Genomic DNA, 19,220 nt, shown 5'->3' on the forward strand with positions numbered 1-19,220 from the left:
GAGAACCCCCATGCCAGAACTGCCGGAAGTCGAAACCACCCGCCGCGGAATTGCGCCCCACCTGGAAGGGCAGCGTGTCAGCCGTGTGGTCGTACGCGACCGGCGCTTGCGCTGGCCGATCCCCGAAGACCTTGATGTGCGACTGTCGGGTCAGCGGATAGTGCTGGTGGAGCGGCGGGCCAAGTACCTGCTGATCAACGCCGAAGTTGGCACCTTGATCAGCCACTTGGGCATGTCCGGTAACCTGCGCTTGGTGGAAGTCGGCATGCCTGCCGCCAAACATGAGCATGTGGACATCGAACTGGAATCCGGCCTGGCCTTGCGCTACACCGACCCGCGCCGCTTCGGGGCGATGCTCTGGAGCCTCGACCCGCTCAACCACGAATTGCTGATTCGCCTCGGGCCGGAACCGTTGACCGATCTATTCGATGGCGAGCGTCTGTTCCAGCTTTCCCGAGGACGCTCCATGGCGGTCAAGCCGTTCATCATGGATAACGCGGTGGTGGTGGGGGTGGGCAATATCTATGCGACCGAAGCGCTGTTCGCCGCCGGGATCGACCCACGCCGCGAAGCCGGGGGCATTTCCCGGGCGCGCTATCTGAAACTGGCGATCGAGATCAAACGCATCCTTGCCCATGCCATCGAGCGCGGCGGTACGACGCTACGTGATTTCATCGGGGGAGACGGCCAGCCGGGTTACTTCCAGCAGGAACTCTTCGTGTATGGCCGGGGCGGCGAGTCATGTAAGGTCTGCGGTACGGGGCTGCGGGAGATTCGCCTGGGCCAGCGCGCCAGCGTCTGGTGCCCACGCTGTCAGAGCTGATCCGTCCTGCGGTCTATAGTCTTATAGTCAGTTGTCATACTGCCTAGCCGAAGGATCGCCCGATGAATCTGCTCCGACCTGTCGTTCTCGCGCTGCTGTTGTGTCTCGGTTTGCCTGCCCAGGCGAACAGCGGCAGCGGCGACCCGCGCTACACCATCCAGAATCCGCCGGCCTACGCCATGATCGGCGACCTGCTGATCGCCCGTCCGCTGCTGCTCGCCGCCACCGTGATCGGTGCCGGGGCATTTGTGGTGTCGTTACCCTTTACGGCGTTGGGCGGTGGCGTCGGCGATGCGGGGAAGGCGTTGGTGGTGGACCCGGCGAAGGCGACGTTTGTGCGGTGCCTGGGGTGTGTTGGGGAGGGGTTTGAGCAGGAGTGATGTCGCTGTGGCTGCTGGCCTCATCGCGAGCAGGCTCGCTCCCACAAGGGATTTTGCTTAAGACATGAATGGTGTCGCCACCACAGAACCCTGTGGGAGCGAGCCTGCTCGCGATGAGGCCGGCACAGGCCCTACAGAACTACCTGGCTCAAACCTTGCCAGTAATCTTGCGATATTTCGCCATCAACTGTTCTTCCGTTTCCGGATGGGCCTCGTCCAGCGGAATGCAATCTACCGGGCAGACCTGTTGGCACTGAGGTTCGTCGTAATGGCCGACGCACTGGGTGCACAGGTTCGGGTCGATGACGTAGATCTCTTCGCCTTGGGAGATGGCCTCGTTCGGGCACTCGGGTTCGCAGACGTCGCAATTGATGCAGTCGTCGGTGATGATCAGGGACATGCAGGCTCCTGCCGGGGCGTTGGGCCCGGGCATCTGAAAAACGTATGTGCGCAATTGTGCCGCATTGGCGAGCGCAGTGCACGCGGGCGCGATGGACTGCGCTGTGTTGGCTGCGAAGCGGATCGCAGCCAGCGGGTTATTTCTTGAAGCGCAGGGTCAACGCATCGGCCACGGCCGGGTGGACGAACTTGGTGATATCGCCGCCCAACGCCGCAATTTCCCGCACCAGGGTCGAGGAAATGAAGGAGTAGCGCTCCGACGGCGTCAGGAACAGGCTTTCGACGTCCGGCGCCAACTGGCGGTTCATGTTGGCCAGTTGGAACTCGTATTCGAAGTCCGAGACCGCACGCAGGCCACGCAGGAACACATTGGCGTTCTTTTCCTTGGCAAAGTGCGCCAGCAGCGTCGAGAAGCCGACCACTTCCACATTGGGCAGATGTTTGGTGACCTCGCGGGCCAGCTCCACACGTTGCTCCAGCGGGAACAGCGGGTTTTTCTTCGGGCTGGCGGCGACGGCGATGATCACATGGTCGAACAGGCGCGAGGCGCGTTCGACCAGATCGCCATGGCCCTTGGTAATAGGGTCGAAGGTACCTGGGTACAACACTCGGTTCATCGCGTCGTCCTGGCGGGTGTCCGTTGGGGAGTCGGATGGTATCGCAGCCTACTCGGTCGGCCAAGTCGGCTGTAAGGTAAGTAAGCACTATAGACAGTGCGAATAATCCGCCAACTCATGGGTTTTTCAAGCGATCGGCCAGGGATGTGGCCAATTGTGCCGTCAGCCCATACACCGATAATTGCGGATTGGCGCCAATGCTGGTGGGGAACAGCGAGCCGTCATGGATGGAAAGATTACTCAATTGATGATGTCGCCCAAGGCTGTCGGTGACGGCGCTTTTCGGATCTTCGCCCATGGCGCAACCACCCATCACATGGGCGCTGCCCAGGCGCGTGCGGTACAAGGCCAGGTCCAGGCCGTCGATCAGCGTACGGGCCTGGGCCAGGTTTTTCACGTAACGGGCGTCACTGTGCATTGGCATGACCGCCCTGGCGCCGCCGGCAAACTGAATCTCGGCCATGCTGTGAAACGCCCGGCGCAAGCCGTCCCAGGCATAAGGAGACACCGCATAGTCGAGCACAGGTGTGCCGTCGCTGCGCAACTGAACGTTGCCGCCGCTGCTGTCGGGGTGAAAACCATCGCGCAACAGCGCCAGCATGGCGTGGGTGTGGGGCAGTTGCGCCATATGCTCGGCGTTCTCGCTGCCAAACCCGCCCAGTAGCGCGGCGGCGAGGGCCGGGTGCAGGGGCGGAACTTCCAGTTTGTAGGACATCTTGCCTGTGGCGCCGTCCTGCCACTGGAAATGATCTGAATAAATCGATTGTGGTGCGCCGTAGAACGGATTGATTACCTCGTCGAATTGACCGGCCGACATGTTTACCAAGTGCAGGAAGGTGCGTTTACCCAGGCGTCCGTGCGGGTCGGGCGCTTCGGAGCGCAACAGCAAGGCCGGGCTGTTGATGCTGCCGCCGGCCAGTACGTAGTGCCGCGCCTTGACCGTGACGTGCCGTCCTGTCGGTGCCACACAACGTTCGTCCATGGCCAGGCATTCGAGGCCGACAACCGCAGCGTTTTTGATCATCAGCCGTTCGGCCCGTGCCAGGTAAAGCAGCGCGCCACCCTTGTCCAGCGTGGCCGGAATGGTGGTGACCAGCATCGACTGCTTGGCGTTGGTCGGGCAGCCCATGCCGCAATAGCCCAGGTTCCAGCAACCGCGCACATTGCGCGGGATGACGTGCCAGCTATAGCCCAGTTGTTCACAGCCTTTGCGGATCACGTCGTTGTTGGCATTGGGCGGAACCTGCCAGGGCGCCACCCCAAGGCGCTGTTCCATTTTTTCGAACCAGGGCGCCATTTCCGCGGGGCTGTGGCCCTTGACGTTGTGCTCGGTGGCCCAGTGATCCAGGGTCTGATCGGGCGTGCGGAAACAGGAGGTCCAGTTGATCAATGTCGTGCCACCCACCGCGCGCCCCTGAAGAATGGTGATGGCGCCGTCCTTGCTCATGCGTCCGAGGCCTTCCTGGTAAAGGCTGGTGTAGGCCTGGTCCTCGAGCAGCTTGAAGTCATGGCTGGTCTTGAGGGGGCCCTCCTCGATCAACACCACCTTGTAGCCGGCGGCGCTGAGAATTTCTGCCGTGGTGCCCCCGCCGGCGCCGCTGCCGATGATCGCAACGTCCGCTTCCAGGGTCAGGTCCTGGGTCAACTGCGCACCGTTGTAGGTGGTCCAGCCGCGGGCAAGACCTTCGCGGAAGGGGTCGAGTACGGGCATGTTGGTGCTCTCTTATTGTTATGAGTATGTGATGCCCCCTTGTGGGAGCGAGCCTGCTCGCTCCCACAGGGTTTGGATGTGACTGTTAAACCGTTGGCGGTCCCGGGTATCCACAATGCGCCCAGGCCTCGGCCTGGCTGTACCACGCCATCATGACCATTTGCAGCAACGAGCTGTGCCCCTGGCGAAGCAGGTCCAGCGAGCTGTTTTCCCACCGACCGAGAAATTTCTGGATGTCATCGACGCTGGCGTTTTCCCACGAGCCCCAGATTCCGGTCAGTGGCCCACGGGTAACGCCCAGCGTGAGCACGTCGAATAACTGGTGCGTGAGCTTGAGCATGGATGGGGACAGATGAGCCAGGGTGGTGTCCAGGCTTTGCAAGGTCGCTTCAGCGGCGCCAGGAAGCTTTTCAGCGACCACGGAGCCGTCCAGCATCACGGGAATGACGGCGCGCAAAAACGGCAGGTCGTTGTCACGCAAGGCTACAAAACCGCTGGCCGAGCGGCTGGGGCCGCAACCGCTCAGGCTGGCACCCAGCCCGACGGTGACCAGGAAGGCGCTGGCGCCGAGGCTGAACTGCAACAGGCCGCGTCGTGAGAGGGCAGGTGTATCGGTCAGGCTTGGATTCATTATTGTTATTACCCGGAAAGACTGCTGCTAACGGACAAACAACTTCTGGATCAGTTTCTGGAGGGGCTTGCCGTATGGTGGATAAATCAGTTTCGCCGCGTTGAACCGCTGTTTGCTCAGTACGCCCTTGGCCTTGCTGAACGTCAGGAAGCCTTCGTGACCGTGGTAGTGCCCCATCCCCGAGGCGCCAATGCCGCCGAAGGGCAGGTCGTCCTGGGCGACGTGCAGCAGCGTATCGTTCAGGCAAACGCCACCGGAATGGGTCTCGTTGAGCACGCGATGATGCTCGGCCTTGTTGTAGCCAAAGTAGTAGAGCGCCAGCGGGCGAGGCCGCTGATTGATGTAGGCAAATGCCTGGTCCAGGTCCTGATAAGGCACGATGGGCAGCAGCGGGCCGAAGATTTCGTCCTGCATGACGGTCATGTCATCGCTGACGTTGAGCAACAGGCTGTGGGCCATGCGTCGCCCCTGACCTCGATCGAACAACTCGATCAGCAATGCGCCCTTGCTGGTGGCATCGCTTATGTAGCCGTTGAGTCGCGCCAATTGTCGTTCGTTGATGATCGCGGTGTAGTCCGGATTGTCAGTCAGGGTCGGATAAAACCCGCGAACCGCTTCGCGATACGCTTCAACGAATTCGCCGACACGGTTCTGTGGCACCAGTACGTAGTCCGGTGCGACACAGGTTTGTCCGGCATTCAGGGTTTTGCCAAATGCAATGCGCTCGGCGGCGTCCTTGAGGGGCACGTCCGCGGATACGATGGCGGGCGATTTGCCTCCCAGTTCGAGCGTGACCGGGGTCAGGTTCTCGGCGGCGGCGCGCATCACGTGCTTGCCAATGCTGGTGGCGCCGGTGAACAGCAAGTGGTCGAAGGGCAACCTGGAAAACGCCATGCCGACCTCAGCCTCGCCGAGCACCACGCACACCAGATCCTGAGGGAAAATGCGCGCCAGCAGTTGTTTGAGCAGCAACCCGGTGGCAGGGGTCGATTCGCTCAGCTTGAGCATCACCCTGTTGCCCGCCGACAATGCCCCCACCAGCGGCCCGATAGCCAGGAACAGCGGGTAGTTCCAAGGCACGATGACCCCGACCACGCCCAGCGGTTGGTACACCACTTTGGCTGACGCCGGCTGGAAGGCCACGCCTACCTTGCGCCGGGAAGGTTTCATCCAGCCCTTGAGGTATCGGCTGGCGTAATGGATGCCGTGCAGGCTCGGCATGAGCTCGGCCAGCAGCGTTTCGTCCGCGCTGCGGTGGCTGAAGTCCTGGCTGATAGCGTCGATCAGTGCTTGTCGCTCGTTGCTCAGTAACTCGCGCAACGCCTTGAGCCATTGCCGCCGCTGCTCGGCAGGTGGCATGGGGTGGGCGGCAAAGGCCTGGCGCTGGGTGTCGAAAAGCGCTTGCAGTTCGCCCAGGTGCTGTTGAGATTCGCGCAGGTAAGCAACGTCGGCAGGCATGGGCGGGCACCGATAGTATTAGAGTGAGTGTTTTCTAGAGCTTGTGCTCTAAAAAGTCAACCGACATCCGTGACGCCTTTGGGTTTGTCCCGTGACCGATAGGTCGTAAGATGCCGTTCAATGCTTTCGTCGAATTAAAGCTCAAGCCATGGCCATACGAATAAAAACCAGCGAGCGCATCGTGCAGAACAGCCTTGAGCTGTTCAATCAGCAGGGTGAGCGCAGCGTCAGCACCAACCATATCGCCGCCCACATGGACATGTCCCCGGGCAATCTCTACTACCACTTCCCCAACAAGCAGGCGATCATCGCCGTATTGTTCAGTGAATACGAAAACCTGGTGGACAGTTTCCTGCGTCCGCCCCAAGGCCGTGCGGCTACTGTCGAGGACAAGCGTTTCTATCTGCAGGAGTTGCTCTCGGCGATGTGGCGCTACCGCTTCCTGCACCGAGACCTGGAGCATCTGCTCGACAGCGACCCGGACCTTGCCGCGCGCTATCGTCGGTTTTCCCAGCGTAGTCTGATTCACGGCACCGCTATCTACGAGGGCTTTGTGGCCGCCGGTATCCTGAAAATGGACCGGGTGCAAATCGAGTCTCTCACCCTCAATGCCTGGATCATCCTCACGTCCTGGGTTCGTTTCCTCTGCACCACACGGGAAAACTCCAACCATTTGAGCGAGCAGGCCATCAAGCGTGGGGTCTATCAAGTGCTGGTGCTGGAGGCCGGTTTCGTGACTGAGCAGGCCCGCGAAGCGGTGGATGCGCTGTTCAAGGAGTTCTATGTCCCCCTGGCCCAGACCCTGGAAGAAGGGGCGTAAGATTCAAATTCGATCGAGCCACAGGAGCCCGTTATGCCCATTGCGCAACTCATCAGTCCTCAAGCCCTGGAACACAGGCGGTCGCAGCCCGGGCTGGTGATCCTCGATTGTCGTTTTGCCCTGGAGGACTCGGACTACGGCCAGCGCAGTTACGCCGAAGGCCATATTGCCGGGGCGTCCTTCGCTGACCTCGAACGGGACCTGAGTGGGCCGGTCACCAAAGGCGTGACCGGCCGCCATCCGCTGCCGGAGCCTGAGGCCCTGATGAAGCGTTTGCGGGCCTGGGGGATCGGCAACGACAGTGACATCGTTTTGTACGATGACGGCCCTGGCGCCTATGCCGCCCGGGCCTGGTGGTTGCTGGCCTGGCTGGGTAAGCGCGATGGCGTTTATATCCTCGATGGCGGGCTCAAGGCTTGGCATGCCGCCGGTTTGCCCTTGAGTCTGGATCCAGCGGTCAACGGTCCCGGGACCTTCAGTGGTTCGCCGGACGCGACCCTGTTGCTCAGTGCCGAGGCGCTTGAGCAGCGTCTCGGTGAGCCGGACATGACCTTGCTCGATGCCCGGGCGTTGCCGCGTTTCAAGGGTGAGATCGAGCCGATCGATCCGGTGGCCGGACATATTCCGGGCGCGCAGTGCGCAGCGTTCACCGAGAACCTGGGTGCTGATGGGCGCTTCCTGCCAGTCGACCAGCTCAAGCAGCGCTTTGCCGAGAAATTGGGAGGACGCTCGCCGACGGAACTGGTGGCCTATTGCGGCTCTGGCGTGACGGCATGCCATAACCTGTTTGCCTTGTGCCTGGCGGGGTATCCGTTGGGGAGGTTGTACGCCGGTTCATGGAGTGAGTGGATCACCGATCCCCAAAGGCAAGTGGCGGTCGGTGACTGAACGCAGGCCCCGCAGGAGATCGCAGCCTCGTTACGCTCCTCAGCTCCTACAGGACAGGTCCGCCAGCCAACTGGGGATTCGCCGCTCCAGGTAATACCCCGGGCGGCGCAAGCTCCCGTCGACAAAGCCCACATGCCCGCCTTGTGCATGCAGTTCAAGTTGGGTAGAGGCAGACAGCTCGCCAGATTCGGGCAAGCTGTGGGGGAATACGAAAGGATCGTCGCAGGCCTGGATGACCAGGGTCGGCGTGCTGATCTCGCCCAGAAAGTAGCGACTGGAGGCGCGGCGGTAATAGTCCGCCGCGTCAGAGAAGCCGTGCAGCGGCGCCGTCACCCGTCCATCGAAGTCCCAGAAGGTGCGCATGTTTTCCAGGGAGCCCAGCGCTGTGAGGGTCGCCAGACCCTCGTGGCGTCCGTCGTGCTGGAACTGGCGCTGCTTGTTGCGCACGTAGGCCACCATCTCGCGCATGAAATGGGCCTGATAAAACCTGGAAAATCCCTGTCCGATGCGATCGGCACACTGGTCGAGGCGAAACGGTACCGACACCGCGACCGCTCCTTGCAACTGACTGTCGCCCCCCGTTTCCCCCAGGTGCTTGAGCAGCACGTTGCCGCCCAGTGAATAGCCCACCGCAAACAGCGGTGCCAAGGGGCGGCGGGACCGCAGATGGGCGATGGCGGCGGCCAGGTCTTCGCTGGCCCCCGAGTGATAGCTGCGGGGCAACAGGTTCGGTTCTCCCGAGCAACCGCGCCAGTTCAACGCCACGCTGGCCCAGCCCTGATTGCCAAGAGCCTGTTGCAGGCCGGCCACGTAGGGCGAGTTGGAAGAGCCGGTCAGCCCGTGAAGCACCAGCACCAGTGGCGCGTCGACTCGGTGGGGGCCATGCCAGTCGAGATCGAGAAAGTCGCCGTCTTCCAGCCACAGGCGCTCACGTTCCCGAGCGATATGGATGGTCTTGCGCCACAGCGGTCCCCACAAGGTTTGCAAGTGCGGGTTGCCAAGGCCCAGGGCCGGGACGAAGTGTTCAGATGCAGCAGACACGATCATTTCTCGATGCACTGGCCAGCCGTTCAGCCAACGGCCTCGGCCACACGTTGCCACAACGCGTAATACACCCGTCCGGATTTCTGTTCACGATGCAGGCGCCAGTTGTCCGGCAACCCCAATGTGGACGGGGCGGCTTCGCTTTCAGTGTAGACCCAGGCATCGTCGGCCAGCCAATGACGTTCTTCGAGCAGGGTGCAAACGGCTGGCAGCAGGTTCTGATTGAAAGGCGGGTCGAGGAACACCAAGTCGAAAGGCGTCGCTGGCTGGCTGTCCAGATAACGCAGCGCGTCGGCGGTCTGCACCTGACCGACGGTGCAGCGCAGTGTGCCCAGGTGCTCTTTCAGGCTGGAGACCGCCAGGCTGCTGGCGTCCAGCGCCTGCCCCATGGCGGCGCCACGAGACAACGCCTCAAGAAACAATGCACCGCTGCCGGCAAACGGGTCGAGTACCCGAGCACCGGCCACGTAGGGCGCGAGCCAATTGAACAGGGTTTCGCGTACCCGGTCCGGGGTTGGGCGCAGGCCCGGCGCGTCGGGGAAGCTCAAGCGCCGGCTGCGCCATTGGCCGCCGATGATGCGCAATTGATTCACACCGTTATGCACGGGTTTCTTGCTGGAATTGGATGGGCGGGCCATTAGTGCTCCGGAACCCCGAGCGGTTGCTCGGCAGGTTTTTCAGTGGGTGCCGGCAGCGGCTTTTGCGGCACGGTCGGGCCGGCGGTGACGATGACCATTTTATCCGTGCTCAGGTGTTTGTTCAGCGCGGCCTTGACCTGTTCGACGGTCAGTTCCTGGGACTGACGCATGAAGTCTTCCAGGTAGCTGAGCGGCAAGTCATAGAAACCCATGGCCCCGAGCTGGCCGACGATGTCTTCGTTGCTGGCGGTGGACAGCGGGAAACTGCCGGCCAGCTCACGCTTGGCGTCATCGAGCTCTTTTTGGGTCGGGCCGTTCTTCAGGTAATCGGCGAACACCTCCTGCACCAGTTTCAGCGTGCCTTCGCTCATTTCGGCGCGGGTCTGCAGGTTGATCATGAACGGGCCACGGGCCTGCATCGGCGAGAAGCCGGAATACACGCCGTAGGTCAAGCCACGCTTTTCCCGGACCTCTGTCATCAGTCGCGTGCCGAAACCACCACCGCCGAGGATCTGGTTGCCCAGGGATACGGCCGCATAGTCCGGGTCGTCCCGATCGATGCCCAGTTGCGCGAGCATCAGGTTGGTCTGCTTGGATGGGAACTCGATGTGACCGATGCTCGCCTTCGGTTCAACCGGTTGCACGGTCTTTGCCAGCGCCGGGCCCTTCGGCAGTGCGGCGGACACCTGATTGGCAATCGCTTCGGCTTCGGCACGGGACAGGTCCCCCACCAGCGCAATCACCGCGTTGCCGGCGGCATAGGCCCTGGCGTGGAAAGCCTGGACCTGGGCCAGCGTGATCGCAGGAATGCTTTGCGCGGTGCCGTCACTGGAATGGGCATACGGATGATCACCGTACAGACGCTTCATCAGTTCCAGCCCCGCCAGTTTGCCGGGGTTCTGCTTCTGGTACTCGAAACCTGCCAGCAGCTGATTCTTGATGCGCGCAAAGGAGTCGGCGGGGAAGGTCGGTTTGCCAACGACGTCGGCGAACAGCTTCAGCGCCGGCTCGCGCTTGTCCACCGCGCTGAGACTGCGCAGTGACGCCAGGGCCATGTCCCGCAAGGCACCGTTGCCGAAGTCGGCGCCGAGGCTTTCGAACCCCTGGGCAATGGCGCTGACATCCTTGCCCGCTACGCCCTCATTGAGCATGGCGTTGGTCAACAGCGCCAGGCCGGGTGTATCGCCGTCCTGGCTGCTGCCGGCGGCGAATGTCAGGCGCAGGTCGAACATTGGCAATTCCCGGGCTTCGACGAACAACACTTTGGCGCCGTCAGCGGTTGTCCAGGTTTGTACGTCGAGCTGGCGACGGCTGGGTGCCTTGCCGTCCAGTTCGGCCAAAGATTGCAGCTTGTTGCTGGCCTTGGCTTTGTCCAGCGCCTGGCTGGCGTTGGTGTCATTGGATGGCGACAGGTAAAAGGCCAAGGCGCCGATCAGGGCGATCAACACCACACCGATCAGCACCAGACGCGATGATTTGCGCTCACTCATGAGCTTTCTCCTCGGGCAGGACGTGCGCGACGCTCAGGCGCGAGCGGGTGAAATACAGCTGGGCTGCCTTCTGGATATCTTGCGGGGTCACGCTTTGCAGTTCGGCGAGTTCGGTGTCCATCAGTTTCCAGGACAAACCGACCGTTTCCAGTTGGCCGATGGCGGTGGCCTGGCTGGTGATCGAATCGCGCTCGTACACCAGCCCAGCGATGACCTGAGCGCGGACGCGCTCCAGTTCCTCGGCGGTCGGGGCAGTGGTTTTCAACTGTTCGAGCAAGCGCCACAGACCGGCCTCGGCTTGGGCCATTGTCTTGTTTTTCTGGGTGTTGGGCGTGGCCGACAAGGTGAACAGCGTGTCGCCACGGGTATAAGCGTCGTAGCTCGACGAACCGCCGGACACCAGCTCTTCGCCGCGTTCCAGCTGGGTCGGGATCCGCCCGCTGTAGCCGCCATCCAGCAAGGCCGAGATCAGCCGCAGAGCATTGACCGAGCGTTTGTCGGTCGCGGTGGCGATGCTCGGTACGTTGAAGGCCAGCATCAGGCTTGGCAGTTGGGTCTGCACATGCAGGGTAATCTGCCGCTCGCCAGGTTCGGCCAGTTCCAGGGGGATCTTCGCCGGCGGCACGTCGCGCCGGGCAACCGGGCCAAAGTAACGCTGGGCCAGCGTCTTGACCTCGTCGGGCGTGACGTCGCCGACCACCACCAGGGTCGCGTTGTTCGGCGCGTACCAGGATTCGTACCAGTGGCGCAGTTCCTCGACTTTCATCCGCTCCAGGTCGGCCATCCAGCCGATGGTCGGCGTGTGGTAGCCGCTGGCCGGGTAAGCCATGGCCTTGAAGCGCTCATAGGCCTTGGACATCGGCTTGTCGTCGGTGCGCATGCGGCGCTCTTCCTTGATCACCTCGATCTCGCGGCTGAACTCCTCCGGCGGCAGGCGCAGGCTGGCCATGCGGTCGGCTTCCAGTTCGAAGGCAACGCCCAGGCGATCGCGGGCCAGCACCTGGTAGTAAGCGGTGAAGTCATCGCTGGTGAAAGCGTTTTCTTCGGCGCCAAGGTCACGCAGGATCAGCGAAGCTTCGCCGGGGCCGACTTTCGAGCTGCCCTTGAACATCATGTGTTCCAGCGCGTGGGACAAACCGGTCTGGCCCGGGGTTTCATAACTGGAGCCAACCTTGTACCAGACCTGGGACACCACCACTGGTGCGCGATGATCTTCGCGCACCACGACCTTCAGGCCGTTGTCGAGGGTAAATTCATGGGTGGGTTGTGGATCGGCAGCCAAGGCTGAAAAAGGCAGACAAACTGTGCTGAGCAGCAGGCCTGCAGCACGGCGGGCAAGAGCATTCATTCGTGTTTAAACCTGTTGGGCTGCCCGCTAGGTCTTAGCGTCGGCGGGCGAGAGGGTGCTAGGATACTGATCCGTTTTACTGGCGGCCACGCCTATCGGGCCTTTTCTCGGTCCGGGGTTGTTTGGGTTCTCGGAAGAAGCCCTGGGTTTGTTCGTTGATCCCAGCGTTTTCGCCGATGATGCCCTGCCAGTCCTTCGAAAAAATCGACCTTGAGGTGTCCTGGGGACAACTCGACAAAATGTTGCGCGTGAACAAGCTGGGTGAAACGCAGTCTGTTCAGCATCGAATATTTATCACCGAGGCGCCCTGATGGCGCGTCGCTACCGTGAGATAGCCGTCCTCCATGTTTGGTTCCAACGACGACAAGAAGACCCCAGCTGCGGCTGGCGAGAAAAAAGGCCTGTTCGGATGGCTGCGCAAGAAGCCGCAGGAAACTGTCGTCGAACAGCCGCAACCGCTGCCTGAGCCCGATGCCGAGGCGGTGGCCGAACAAGCTGCCCCGATTGTCCTGCCGATTGCCGAGCCGGTATTGCAACCGGCCGAGCCCGAGCCGGAGTCGAGCGCTGAACCGGTGGCCGAACAACCGCTGACCCCACCCGAAGGGCAAACCCCCTGGCTGACCTTGCCCGTGGCGGAAGAGCCGGTAGCGTTGGTGGAGGACGCGCAGGCGTCGCATATCGCCCCGCCGATTCCGGCACTGACCCCATCTGTCGCGGCCCCGGCCGTGGAGCCGATCGTCGAAGTGCCAGCGCCTGCCATCATGCCTGTCGCTGCCCCTGCTGCCCCTGCTGCCCCTGCTGCCCCTGAACCGGAGCCTGTTGCAGTTGAATTGCCAGCTCTCGCAGAGCCCGCGCCTGCCGCCGAAGAGAACAAGGTCGGCTTCTTCGCCCGCCTCAAGCAAGGCCTGTCCAAGACCAGCGCCAGCATCGGCGAAGGCATGGCCAGCCTGTTCCTGGGCAAGAAAGTCATCGACGACGAATTGCTGGAAGACATCGAAACGCGCTTGCTGACCGCCGATGTCGGCGTCGAGGCGACGTCGGTGATCATCCAGAGCCTGACTCAAAAGGTGGCGCGCAAGCAGCTCACCGACGCCGACGCTTTGTACAAGTCTTTGCAGGGCGAGTTGACCAACATGCTCAAACCGGTGGAACAGCCGCTGGTGATTGCCTCGCAGAACAAGCCGTTCGTGATCCTGGTAGTGGGCGTCAACGGCGCCGGCAAGACCACGACCATCGGCAAACTGGCGAAGAAGCTGCAGTTGGAGGGCAAGAAAGTCATGCTCGCCGCCGGCGACACCTTTCGCGCCGCTGCGGTCGAACAGCTGCAAGTGTGGGGCGAGCGCAACAAGATTCCGGTAATCGCCCAGCACACCGGCGCCGACTCCGCTTCAGTGATTTTCGACGCCGTGCAGGCCGCCAAGGCCCGTGGCATCGATGTGCTGATTGCCGACACGGCCGGTCGCCTGCACACCAAAGACAACCTGATGGAAGAGCTGAAGAAGGTTCGCCGGGTGATCGGCAAGCTCGATGCCGACGCACCCCATGAGGTGCTGTTGGTGCTGGACGCCGGCACCGGCCAGAACGCCATCAACCAGGCCAAGCAGTTCAACCAGACCGTCCAACTGACCGGACTGGCCCTGACCAAGCTCGACGGGACCGCCAAGGGCGGGGTGATTTTCGCCCTGGCCAAGCAGTTCGGCCTGCCGATTCGCTACATCGGCGTGGGTGAAGGCATCGACGATCTGCGCACCTTTGAAGCCGAGCCCTTTGTCCAGGCACTGTTTGCCGAGCGGGAGCACTCATGATTCGTTTCGAACAGGTCGGTAAACGCTATCCGAACGGTCACGTCGGCTTGCATGAGCTGAGCTTTCGGGTCCGTCGTGGCGAGTTTCTGTTTGTCACCGGCCATTCTGGCGCCGGTAAAAGTACCTTGCTGCGCCTGCTGCTGGCGATGGAACGGCCCACCACCGGCAAATTGCTGTTGGCCGGCCAGGACCTGAGCACCATCAGCAATGCCCAGATTCCTTACTTGCGTCGGCAGATCGGCGTGGTGTTCCAGAATCACCAGTTGCTGTTCGATCGCACGGTGTTCAACAACGTGGCGTTGCCCTTGCAGATCCTTGGTCTCTCCAAGGCCGAGATCAACAAGCGCGTGGATTCGGCCCTGGAGCGTGTGGCGCTGTCGGACAAGACCGATCTGTACCCCGGCGACCTGTCCACCGGCCAGCAACAGCGCGTGGGCATCGCCCGCGCCATCGTTCATCGCCCGGCCTTGCTGTTGGCGGACGAACCTACCGGTAACCTGGACCCGCGTCTGGCGGCGGAAATCATGGGCGTATTCGAAGACATCAATCGCTTGGGCACCAGCGTGCTGATTGCCAGTCACGACTTGGCCCTGATCGCGCGCATGCGTCACCGCATGCTCACCTTGCAACGCGGTCGACTGATCGGTGACGGGGAGGCTGGCGTATGAGTGCGACCCGCAGCCCCAAGGTGGCCGAGCGCGTGGCTCCGAAAGCCTCCGATCCGCAGCCGCCAAAGAAGAAGCGCGACGATGACGACGGCCCGGATTTCGCGACACTGTTTCACGCCTGGGTCGAAAGCCATCGCGCCAGCCTGCTGGACAGCCTCAAGCGTCTGGGCAAGCAGCCGATCGGCAGCTTTTTTACCTGCATGGTGATGGCGGTGGCCCTGAGTTTGCCCATGGGCCTGTCATTATTGCTAAGTAATGTGGAGCGCCTGGGTGGCTCCTGGCAGCGTGCCGCGCAGATTTCCCTGTATTTGCAGCTGGAAGCGAGCCCTGCCGAAGGCCAGGCGTTGCGCGAGCAGATCAAGGCCATGCCGGGCGTGGCCGACGCCGAATACATTGGTCGCGAGCAGGCGCTGGAAGAATTCCAGCAGCAGTCCGGCCTGGGCGATGCCCTCAAGGAACTGCCGGAAAACCCGCTGCCGGGTGTGGTACTGGTGACACCCGACGAAGTCGACAAGCCGACCCTTGAAGCATTAAGACAAAGACTTTCCGAGTTGCCGAAGGTACAACAGGCGCAACTTGATCTAGTCTGGGTCGAGCGTCTTGCGGCGATCCTCAAGCTCGGCGACCGATTTGTCTTCGGTCTGACGGTGCTTCTGGTTTCTGCATTACTTTTGGTGATAGGCAATACCATTCGTCTTCATATTGAAAACCGCCGCACCGAGATAGAAGTGATTAAACTCGTCGGCGGTACGGACAGTTATGTACGCAGGCCCTTCCTTTATATGGGGGCGCTGTATGGCTTCGGTGCGGGGATTCTGTCCTGGGGCGTATTGGCGTTTGGCCTGGACTGGCTGAATGACGCGGTAGTGGGGCTGGCCGGTTTGTACGGCAGTGATTTTTCCCTGGCCGGAGTGCCAGCCGCCGACGGTCTGTCGCTCTTGCTTGGCGCGGTGCTGTTGGGTTATATCGGTGCATGGATTGCGGTAGCACGCCACTTGCGTGAGCTTGCTCCAAAATAGTGTTTTTTGCGCGTATTGACCTTTCGGTTTTTGTGGGAACTTGTCCTACGGTTCCCGGTCAATTTTCGCAGTGCTGAACTGCACGAGTTATGTGAGTCGGAGGTTTTTTCGTATGACCACTTCTTTGCAACCTGCTTATGCTCTGGTCCCGGGTGCGAACCTGGAGGCTTATGTGCACACGGTGAACAGCATCCCTTTGCTGACGCCCGAGCAGGAGCGTGAACTGGCCGAGAGTCTCTATTATGAGCAGGATCTTGAGGCGGCTCGGCAGATGGTGCTCGCCCACCTGCGTTTTGTTGTACATATCGCCCGCAGCTATTCCGGCTACGGGCTGGCCCAGGCCGACCTGATCCAGGAAGGCAACGTCGGCCTGATGAAGGCGGTCAAGCGTTTCAACCCGGAAATGGGTGTGCGCCTGGTGTCGTTTGCAGTGCACTGGATCAAGGCGGAAATCCACGAGTTCATCCTGCGCAACTGGCGCATCGTGAAAGTCGCGACCACCAAGGCCCAGCGCAAGCTGTTCTTCAACCTGCGCAGCCAGAAGAAACGTCTGGCCTGGCTGAACAATGAAGAAGTCCATCGTGTGGCCGAGAGCCTGGGCGTCGAGCCGCGGGAAGTGCGCGAGATGGAAAGTCGCCTGACCGGCCATGACATGGCCTTTGACCCGGCCGCCGAAGCGGACGACGACAGCGCTTTCCAGTCGCCGGCCAACTACCTGGAAGACCACCGGTATGACCCGGCGCGTCAACTGGAAGACGCCGACTGGAGCGACAACTCCAACACCAACCTGCACGAAGCCCTGGAAGTGCTGGACGAGCGCAGCCGTGACATCCTTTACCAGCGCTGGCTGGCCGAGGAAAAAGCCACGCTGCACGACCTGGCGCAGAAGTACAACGTGTCGGCCGAGCGGATTCGCCAGCTTGAGAAGAGCGCGATGAACAAGCTCAAGGTGTCGATTGCGGCTTGACCTGCGCAACAGCCATAAAAAACGCCCCGATCAGTGATGATCGGGGCGTTTTTTTGTGCGCCAATGTTTGACGCCACGCAGATCCCTGATGTGGGAGCGAGCCTGCTCGCGATGGCGTCGGGTCAGTCGATGACGATGTCGAATGATCCGACGCCATCGCGAGCAGGCTCGCTCCCACAGGGGATCTTCAGCGCCTCGGCTACTGGGCCCAAGGCGCCCGCCGCGAATCATTGAGCCCCAGCAGGTAGCTGTCACCCCCCAACTGGCTCATCTGCCGGCGGATCCAGTTCGCGCGCCGCAGTACATAAGGGCTAGGGCGTGCGGCGCTCCATACCCGGGGGTTGGGCAGGACCGCCGCCAGCAGGCTGGCCTGTTGCCGGGACAATGCATCGGCGCTTACCCCAAAGTGATGCCGCGCTGCGGCTTCGGCACCGAACACACCGTCATCCCACTCGACGCTGTTGAGGTACACCTCGAGGATCCGCTGCTTGGGCCAGAGTATTTCGATCAGCGCGGTAAACCAGGCTTCCAGGCCCTTGCGCAGCCAGCTGCGGCCCGGCCACAGGAACAAGTTCTTGGACACTTGCTGGCTGAGGGTGCTGGCGCCGCGAATCGAGCCGCCACGTCCGTTATGGGTAAGCGCGGCCTGGATCGCACCGAAGTCGAAGCCCCAGTGCTCTGGAAATTTCTGGTCCTCACCTGCGATTACCGCGATTTTGAGGTTGTCGGAAATCTGATCCCAGGGTTGCCAGGTACGCTGCAGGTCGATCGGCTCGCCACCGAACCAGGACTCAACCTTGCGCTCGATCATCAGCGCGGTGAACGGCGGCGGCACCACGCGAAACAACAGCACCAGCACAACGCTGCCGACGGCGAACCAGAGCAGGGCTTTAACGAATCGTCGAAACAATGAACGCAACATAGAGATGGCTTGGCCGAACCCGTCGAGCGGGCCATTATACAGACCCTGTCCACCGAGTCTGACTGGAGTTCTCATGCTGCGTAGTTTTCTGATGCTGGCTGCTTTTTTCGGCTTCACCGGCGTGGCACTGGGAGCGTTTGCCGCCCACGGCCTGAAAAATCGCCTGAGCGCCGATTACCTGGCGATCTTTCATACCGGCGTCACCTATCAGTTGGTACACACCCTGGCGTTGCTGGGCGTCGCGCTGCTGGCCACGCACATCCCCGGACGTATCGTCACCTGGGCCGGGATTTCGTTTGTCATCGGTATCCTGCTGTTCTCCGGGAGTCTGTATCTGCTGACGCTCACGGGCATCAGCAAACTGGGCATTATCACGCCGTTCGGTGGGGTGGCGTTCCTGATCGGCTGGTTGTGCCTGGGGCTTGCCGCCTGGCGGTTGGGCTGACCGCACGGTCCAATTCATGACGAATGGCTTGGGTCGTCCAGACTGATCGGGCTAGAATGCCAGCCCCTAAAAATGATGGCGGCATCCGGCATGCGCATTCAATTGAACGGCGAACCCCTTGATCTGCCCGACGGTGAAACCGTTGCGGCCCTGCTGACCCGTCTGGAACTGACCGGACGCCGCGTCGCGGTGGAGCTCAATCTGGATATCGTCCCGCGCAGCCAGCACGCCGACACCACGTTGAACGATGGCGACAGCGTCGAAGTGGTCCACGCCATCGGCGGCGGCTAGTCCCTGCGGTTTTCCAGTATTTCGCCAGAACCTCACCCCAACAGAGGATTTCCCATGAGCATCGTTCGTAGCGACAAGCCCTTCGTCCTGGCCGGTCGTACCTACCAGTCGCGTCTGCTGGTTGGCACCGGCAAATACCGCGACATGGAAGAAACCCGCCTGGCCATCGAAGCCTCGGGCGCTGAAATCGTGACCGTTGCCGTGCGCCGCACCAACATCGGCCAGAACCCGGGCGAACCGAACCTGCTGGATATCCTGCCGCCAGATCGCTACACCATCCTGCCCAACACCGCCGGTTGCTTCGACGCCATTGAGGCCGTGCGCACCTGCCGCCTGGCCCGTGAGCTGCTCGACGGCCACAACCTGGTGAAGCTGGAAGTGCTGGCGGACCAGAAAACCCTGTTCCCCAACGTGATCGAAACCCTCAAGGCTGCCGAAACCCTGGTCAAGGAAGGTTTCGACGTGATGGTCTACACCAGCGATGACCCGATCATCGCCCGTCAACTGGCGGAAATCGGCTGCATCGCGGTGATGCCGCTGGCTGGCCTGATCGGCACGGGTCTGGGGATCTGCAACCCGTACAACCTGCAGATCATCCTGGAAGAAGCCAAGATTCCGGTGTTGGTGGATGCCGGTGTTGGCACCGCCTCCGACGCCACCATCGCCATGGAACTGGGCTGTGAAGCAGTGCTGATGAACTCGGCCATCGCCCATGCCCAGCAACCGATCCTGATGGCCGAAGCCATGAAACACGCCATTGTGGCCGGTCGCCTGGCATACCTCGCCGGCCGCATGCCGAAAAAACTCTACGCCAGCGCCTCTTCGCCGCTGGATGGTCTGATCAAGTAAGAGCCAT

General features: G+C 61.7%; 21 protein-coding genes. 11 read left to right on the top strand and 10 right to left on the bottom strand.

The window, feature by feature from the left end; genetic code table 11:
- The first annotated feature begins 10 nt into the window (after positions 1 to 10).
- On the top strand, positions 11 to 823 hold the full coding sequence (gene mutM / locus CRX69_RS00950; protein ID WP_047226033.1) for a bifunctional DNA-formamidopyrimidine glycosylase/DNA-(apurinic or apyrimidinic site) lyase: 813 nt from the start codon (positions 11 to 13) through the stop codon (positions 821 to 823).
- 62 nt (positions 824 to 885) lie between these two features.
- Positions 886 to 1,203, top strand: coding sequence for a hypothetical protein (locus CRX69_RS00955; protein ID WP_047226032.1), 318 nt, complete (start codon positions 886 to 888; stop codon positions 1,201 to 1,203).
- Between the two features lie 148 nt (positions 1,204 to 1,351).
- Here CRX69_RS00955 and CRX69_RS00960 read toward each other — a convergent pair whose 3' ends face one another.
- The 5 genes from CRX69_RS00960 to CRX69_RS00980 all read right to left on the bottom strand — a co-directional run bounded on the left by CRX69_RS00960 (position 1,352) and on the right by CRX69_RS00980 (position 6,019).
- Complete coding sequence (locus CRX69_RS00960) at positions 1,352 to 1,603, bottom strand: YfhL family 4Fe-4S dicluster ferredoxin (RefSeq protein ID WP_047226031.1); 252 nt, start codon at positions 1,601 to 1,603, stop codon at positions 1,352 to 1,354.
- A gap of 136 nt (positions 1,604 to 1,739) precedes the next feature.
- Entirely contained in the window at positions 1,740 to 2,219 is a 480-nt protein-coding gene (gene coaD, locus CRX69_RS00965) for a pantetheine-phosphate adenylyltransferase (protein WP_007897855.1), read from the bottom strand.
- A 115-nt stretch (positions 2,220 to 2,334) separates the two neighbouring features.
- Positions 2,335 to 3,930, bottom strand: a complete 1,596-nt coding sequence (locus CRX69_RS00970) for a GMC family oxidoreductase (protein WP_107321392.1) — start codon at positions 3,928 to 3,930, stop codon at positions 2,335 to 2,337.
- Positions 3,931 to 4,015: 85 nt separating this feature from the next.
- Positions 4,016 to 4,561, bottom strand: coding sequence for a hypothetical protein (locus CRX69_RS00975; RefSeq protein ID WP_047226029.1), 546 nt, complete (start codon positions 4,559 to 4,561; stop codon positions 4,016 to 4,018).
- Between the two features lie 27 nt (positions 4,562 to 4,588).
- The gene (locus CRX69_RS00980) at positions 4,589 to 6,019 is read right to left on the bottom strand and encodes a coniferyl aldehyde dehydrogenase (RefSeq protein ID WP_107321393.1); all 1,431 of its coding nucleotides are present in this window, start codon (positions 6,017 to 6,019) and stop codon (positions 4,589 to 4,591) included.
- 148 nt (positions 6,020 to 6,167) lie between these two features.
- On the opposite strand from CRX69_RS00980, the gene CRX69_RS00985 reads away from it, so the two are divergent.
- Positions 6,168 to 6,839: a TetR/AcrR family transcriptional regulator gene (locus CRX69_RS00985; RefSeq protein WP_047226027.1), complete on the top strand. Its 672-nt coding sequence runs from the start codon at positions 6,168 to 6,170 to the stop codon at positions 6,837 to 6,839.
- A gap of 33 nt (positions 6,840 to 6,872) precedes the next feature.
- Positions 6,873 to 7,727, top strand: a complete 855-nt coding sequence (locus tag CRX69_RS00990) for a sulfurtransferase (protein ID WP_076383036.1) — start codon at positions 6,873 to 6,875, stop codon at positions 7,725 to 7,727.
- Between the two features lie 39 nt (positions 7,728 to 7,766).
- Here CRX69_RS00990 and CRX69_RS00995 read toward each other — a convergent pair whose 3' ends face one another.
- Genes CRX69_RS00995 through CRX69_RS01010 form a run of 4 tightly spaced genes read right to left on the bottom strand, consistent with a single transcriptional unit; the run spans position 7,767 to position 12,247 of the window.
- On the bottom strand, positions 7,767 to 8,768 hold the full coding sequence (locus CRX69_RS00995; protein ID WP_107323219.1) for a hydrolase: 1,002 nt from the start codon (positions 8,766 to 8,768) through the stop codon (positions 7,767 to 7,769).
- Between the two features lie 29 nt (positions 8,769 to 8,797).
- Positions 8,798 to 9,409: a 16S rRNA (guanine(966)-N(2))-methyltransferase RsmD gene (gene rsmD, locus CRX69_RS01000; protein ID WP_107321394.1), complete on the bottom strand. Its 612-nt coding sequence runs from the start codon at positions 9,407 to 9,409 to the stop codon at positions 8,798 to 8,800.
- Positions 9,409 to 10,899, bottom strand: coding sequence for a M16 family metallopeptidase (locus CRX69_RS01005; RefSeq protein WP_107321395.1), 1,491 nt, complete (start codon positions 10,897 to 10,899; stop codon positions 9,409 to 9,411). Before CRX69_RS01005 ends, rsmD begins: the two co-directional genes overlap by 1 nt.
- Positions 10,892 to 12,247, bottom strand: coding sequence for a M16 family metallopeptidase (locus CRX69_RS01010; RefSeq protein ID WP_047226023.1), 1,356 nt, complete (start codon positions 12,245 to 12,247; stop codon positions 10,892 to 10,894). Before CRX69_RS01010 ends, CRX69_RS01005 begins: the two co-directional genes overlap by 8 nt.
- Before the next feature lie 344 nt (positions 12,248 to 12,591).
- Between CRX69_RS01010 and ftsY the strand changes: the two genes are divergently transcribed.
- The 4 genes from ftsY to rpoH all read left to right on the top strand — a co-directional run bounded on the left by ftsY (position 12,592) and on the right by rpoH (position 16,706).
- Positions 12,592 to 14,052 (top strand): signal recognition particle-docking protein FtsY, encoded by a 1,461-nt coding sequence (ftsY, locus tag CRX69_RS01020; protein ID WP_107321396.1) that lies wholly within the window; start codon positions 12,592 to 12,594, stop codon positions 14,050 to 14,052.
- Positions 14,049 to 14,720, top strand: a complete 672-nt coding sequence (gene ftsE / locus CRX69_RS01025; protein WP_024778908.1) for a cell division ATP-binding protein FtsE — start codon at positions 14,049 to 14,051, stop codon at positions 14,718 to 14,720. Before ftsY ends, ftsE begins: the two co-directional genes overlap by 4 nt.
- Positions 14,717 to 15,739 (top strand): permease-like cell division protein FtsX, encoded by a 1,023-nt coding sequence (gene ftsX / locus CRX69_RS01030; RefSeq protein ID WP_047226021.1) that lies wholly within the window; start codon positions 14,717 to 14,719, stop codon positions 15,737 to 15,739. The genes ftsE and ftsX overlap by 4 nt, the downstream gene beginning before the upstream one ends.
- A gap of 112 nt (positions 15,740 to 15,851) precedes the next feature.
- Positions 15,852 to 16,706, top strand: a complete 855-nt coding sequence (rpoH, locus tag CRX69_RS01035; RefSeq protein ID WP_003177476.1) for an RNA polymerase sigma factor RpoH — start codon at positions 15,852 to 15,854, stop codon at positions 16,704 to 16,706.
- A gap of 199 nt (positions 16,707 to 16,905) precedes the next feature.
- On the opposite strand, the gene mtgA is transcribed toward rpoH, so the two are convergent.
- Complete coding sequence (mtgA, locus tag CRX69_RS01045) at positions 16,906 to 17,628, bottom strand: monofunctional biosynthetic peptidoglycan transglycosylase (protein ID WP_047226020.1); 723 nt, start codon at positions 17,626 to 17,628, stop codon at positions 16,906 to 16,908.
- Between the two features lie 73 nt (positions 17,629 to 17,701).
- On the opposite strand from mtgA, the gene CRX69_RS01050 reads away from it, so the two are divergent.
- The 3 genes from CRX69_RS01050 to CRX69_RS01060 all read left to right on the top strand — a co-directional run bounded on the left by CRX69_RS01050 (position 17,702) and on the right by CRX69_RS01060 (position 19,213).
- Positions 17,702 to 18,073, top strand: coding sequence for a DUF423 domain-containing protein (locus CRX69_RS01050; protein ID WP_047226019.1), 372 nt, complete (start codon positions 17,702 to 17,704; stop codon positions 18,071 to 18,073).
- A gap of 90 nt (positions 18,074 to 18,163) precedes the next feature.
- Entirely contained in the window at positions 18,164 to 18,364 is a 201-nt protein-coding gene (gene thiS / locus CRX69_RS01055) for a sulfur carrier protein ThiS (protein ID WP_160893822.1), read from the top strand.
- A 54-nt stretch (positions 18,365 to 18,418) separates the two neighbouring features.
- Complete coding sequence (locus tag CRX69_RS01060; protein ID WP_003177480.1) at positions 18,419 to 19,213, top strand: thiazole synthase; 795 nt, start codon at positions 18,419 to 18,421, stop codon at positions 19,211 to 19,213.
- Positions 19,214 to 19,220 lie beyond the last annotated feature (7 nt).

The organism is Pseudomonas rhizophila (genome assembly GCF_003033885.1).
GTDB lineage: Bacteria > Pseudomonadota > Gammaproteobacteria > Pseudomonadales > Pseudomonadaceae > Aquipseudomonas > Aquipseudomonas rhizophila.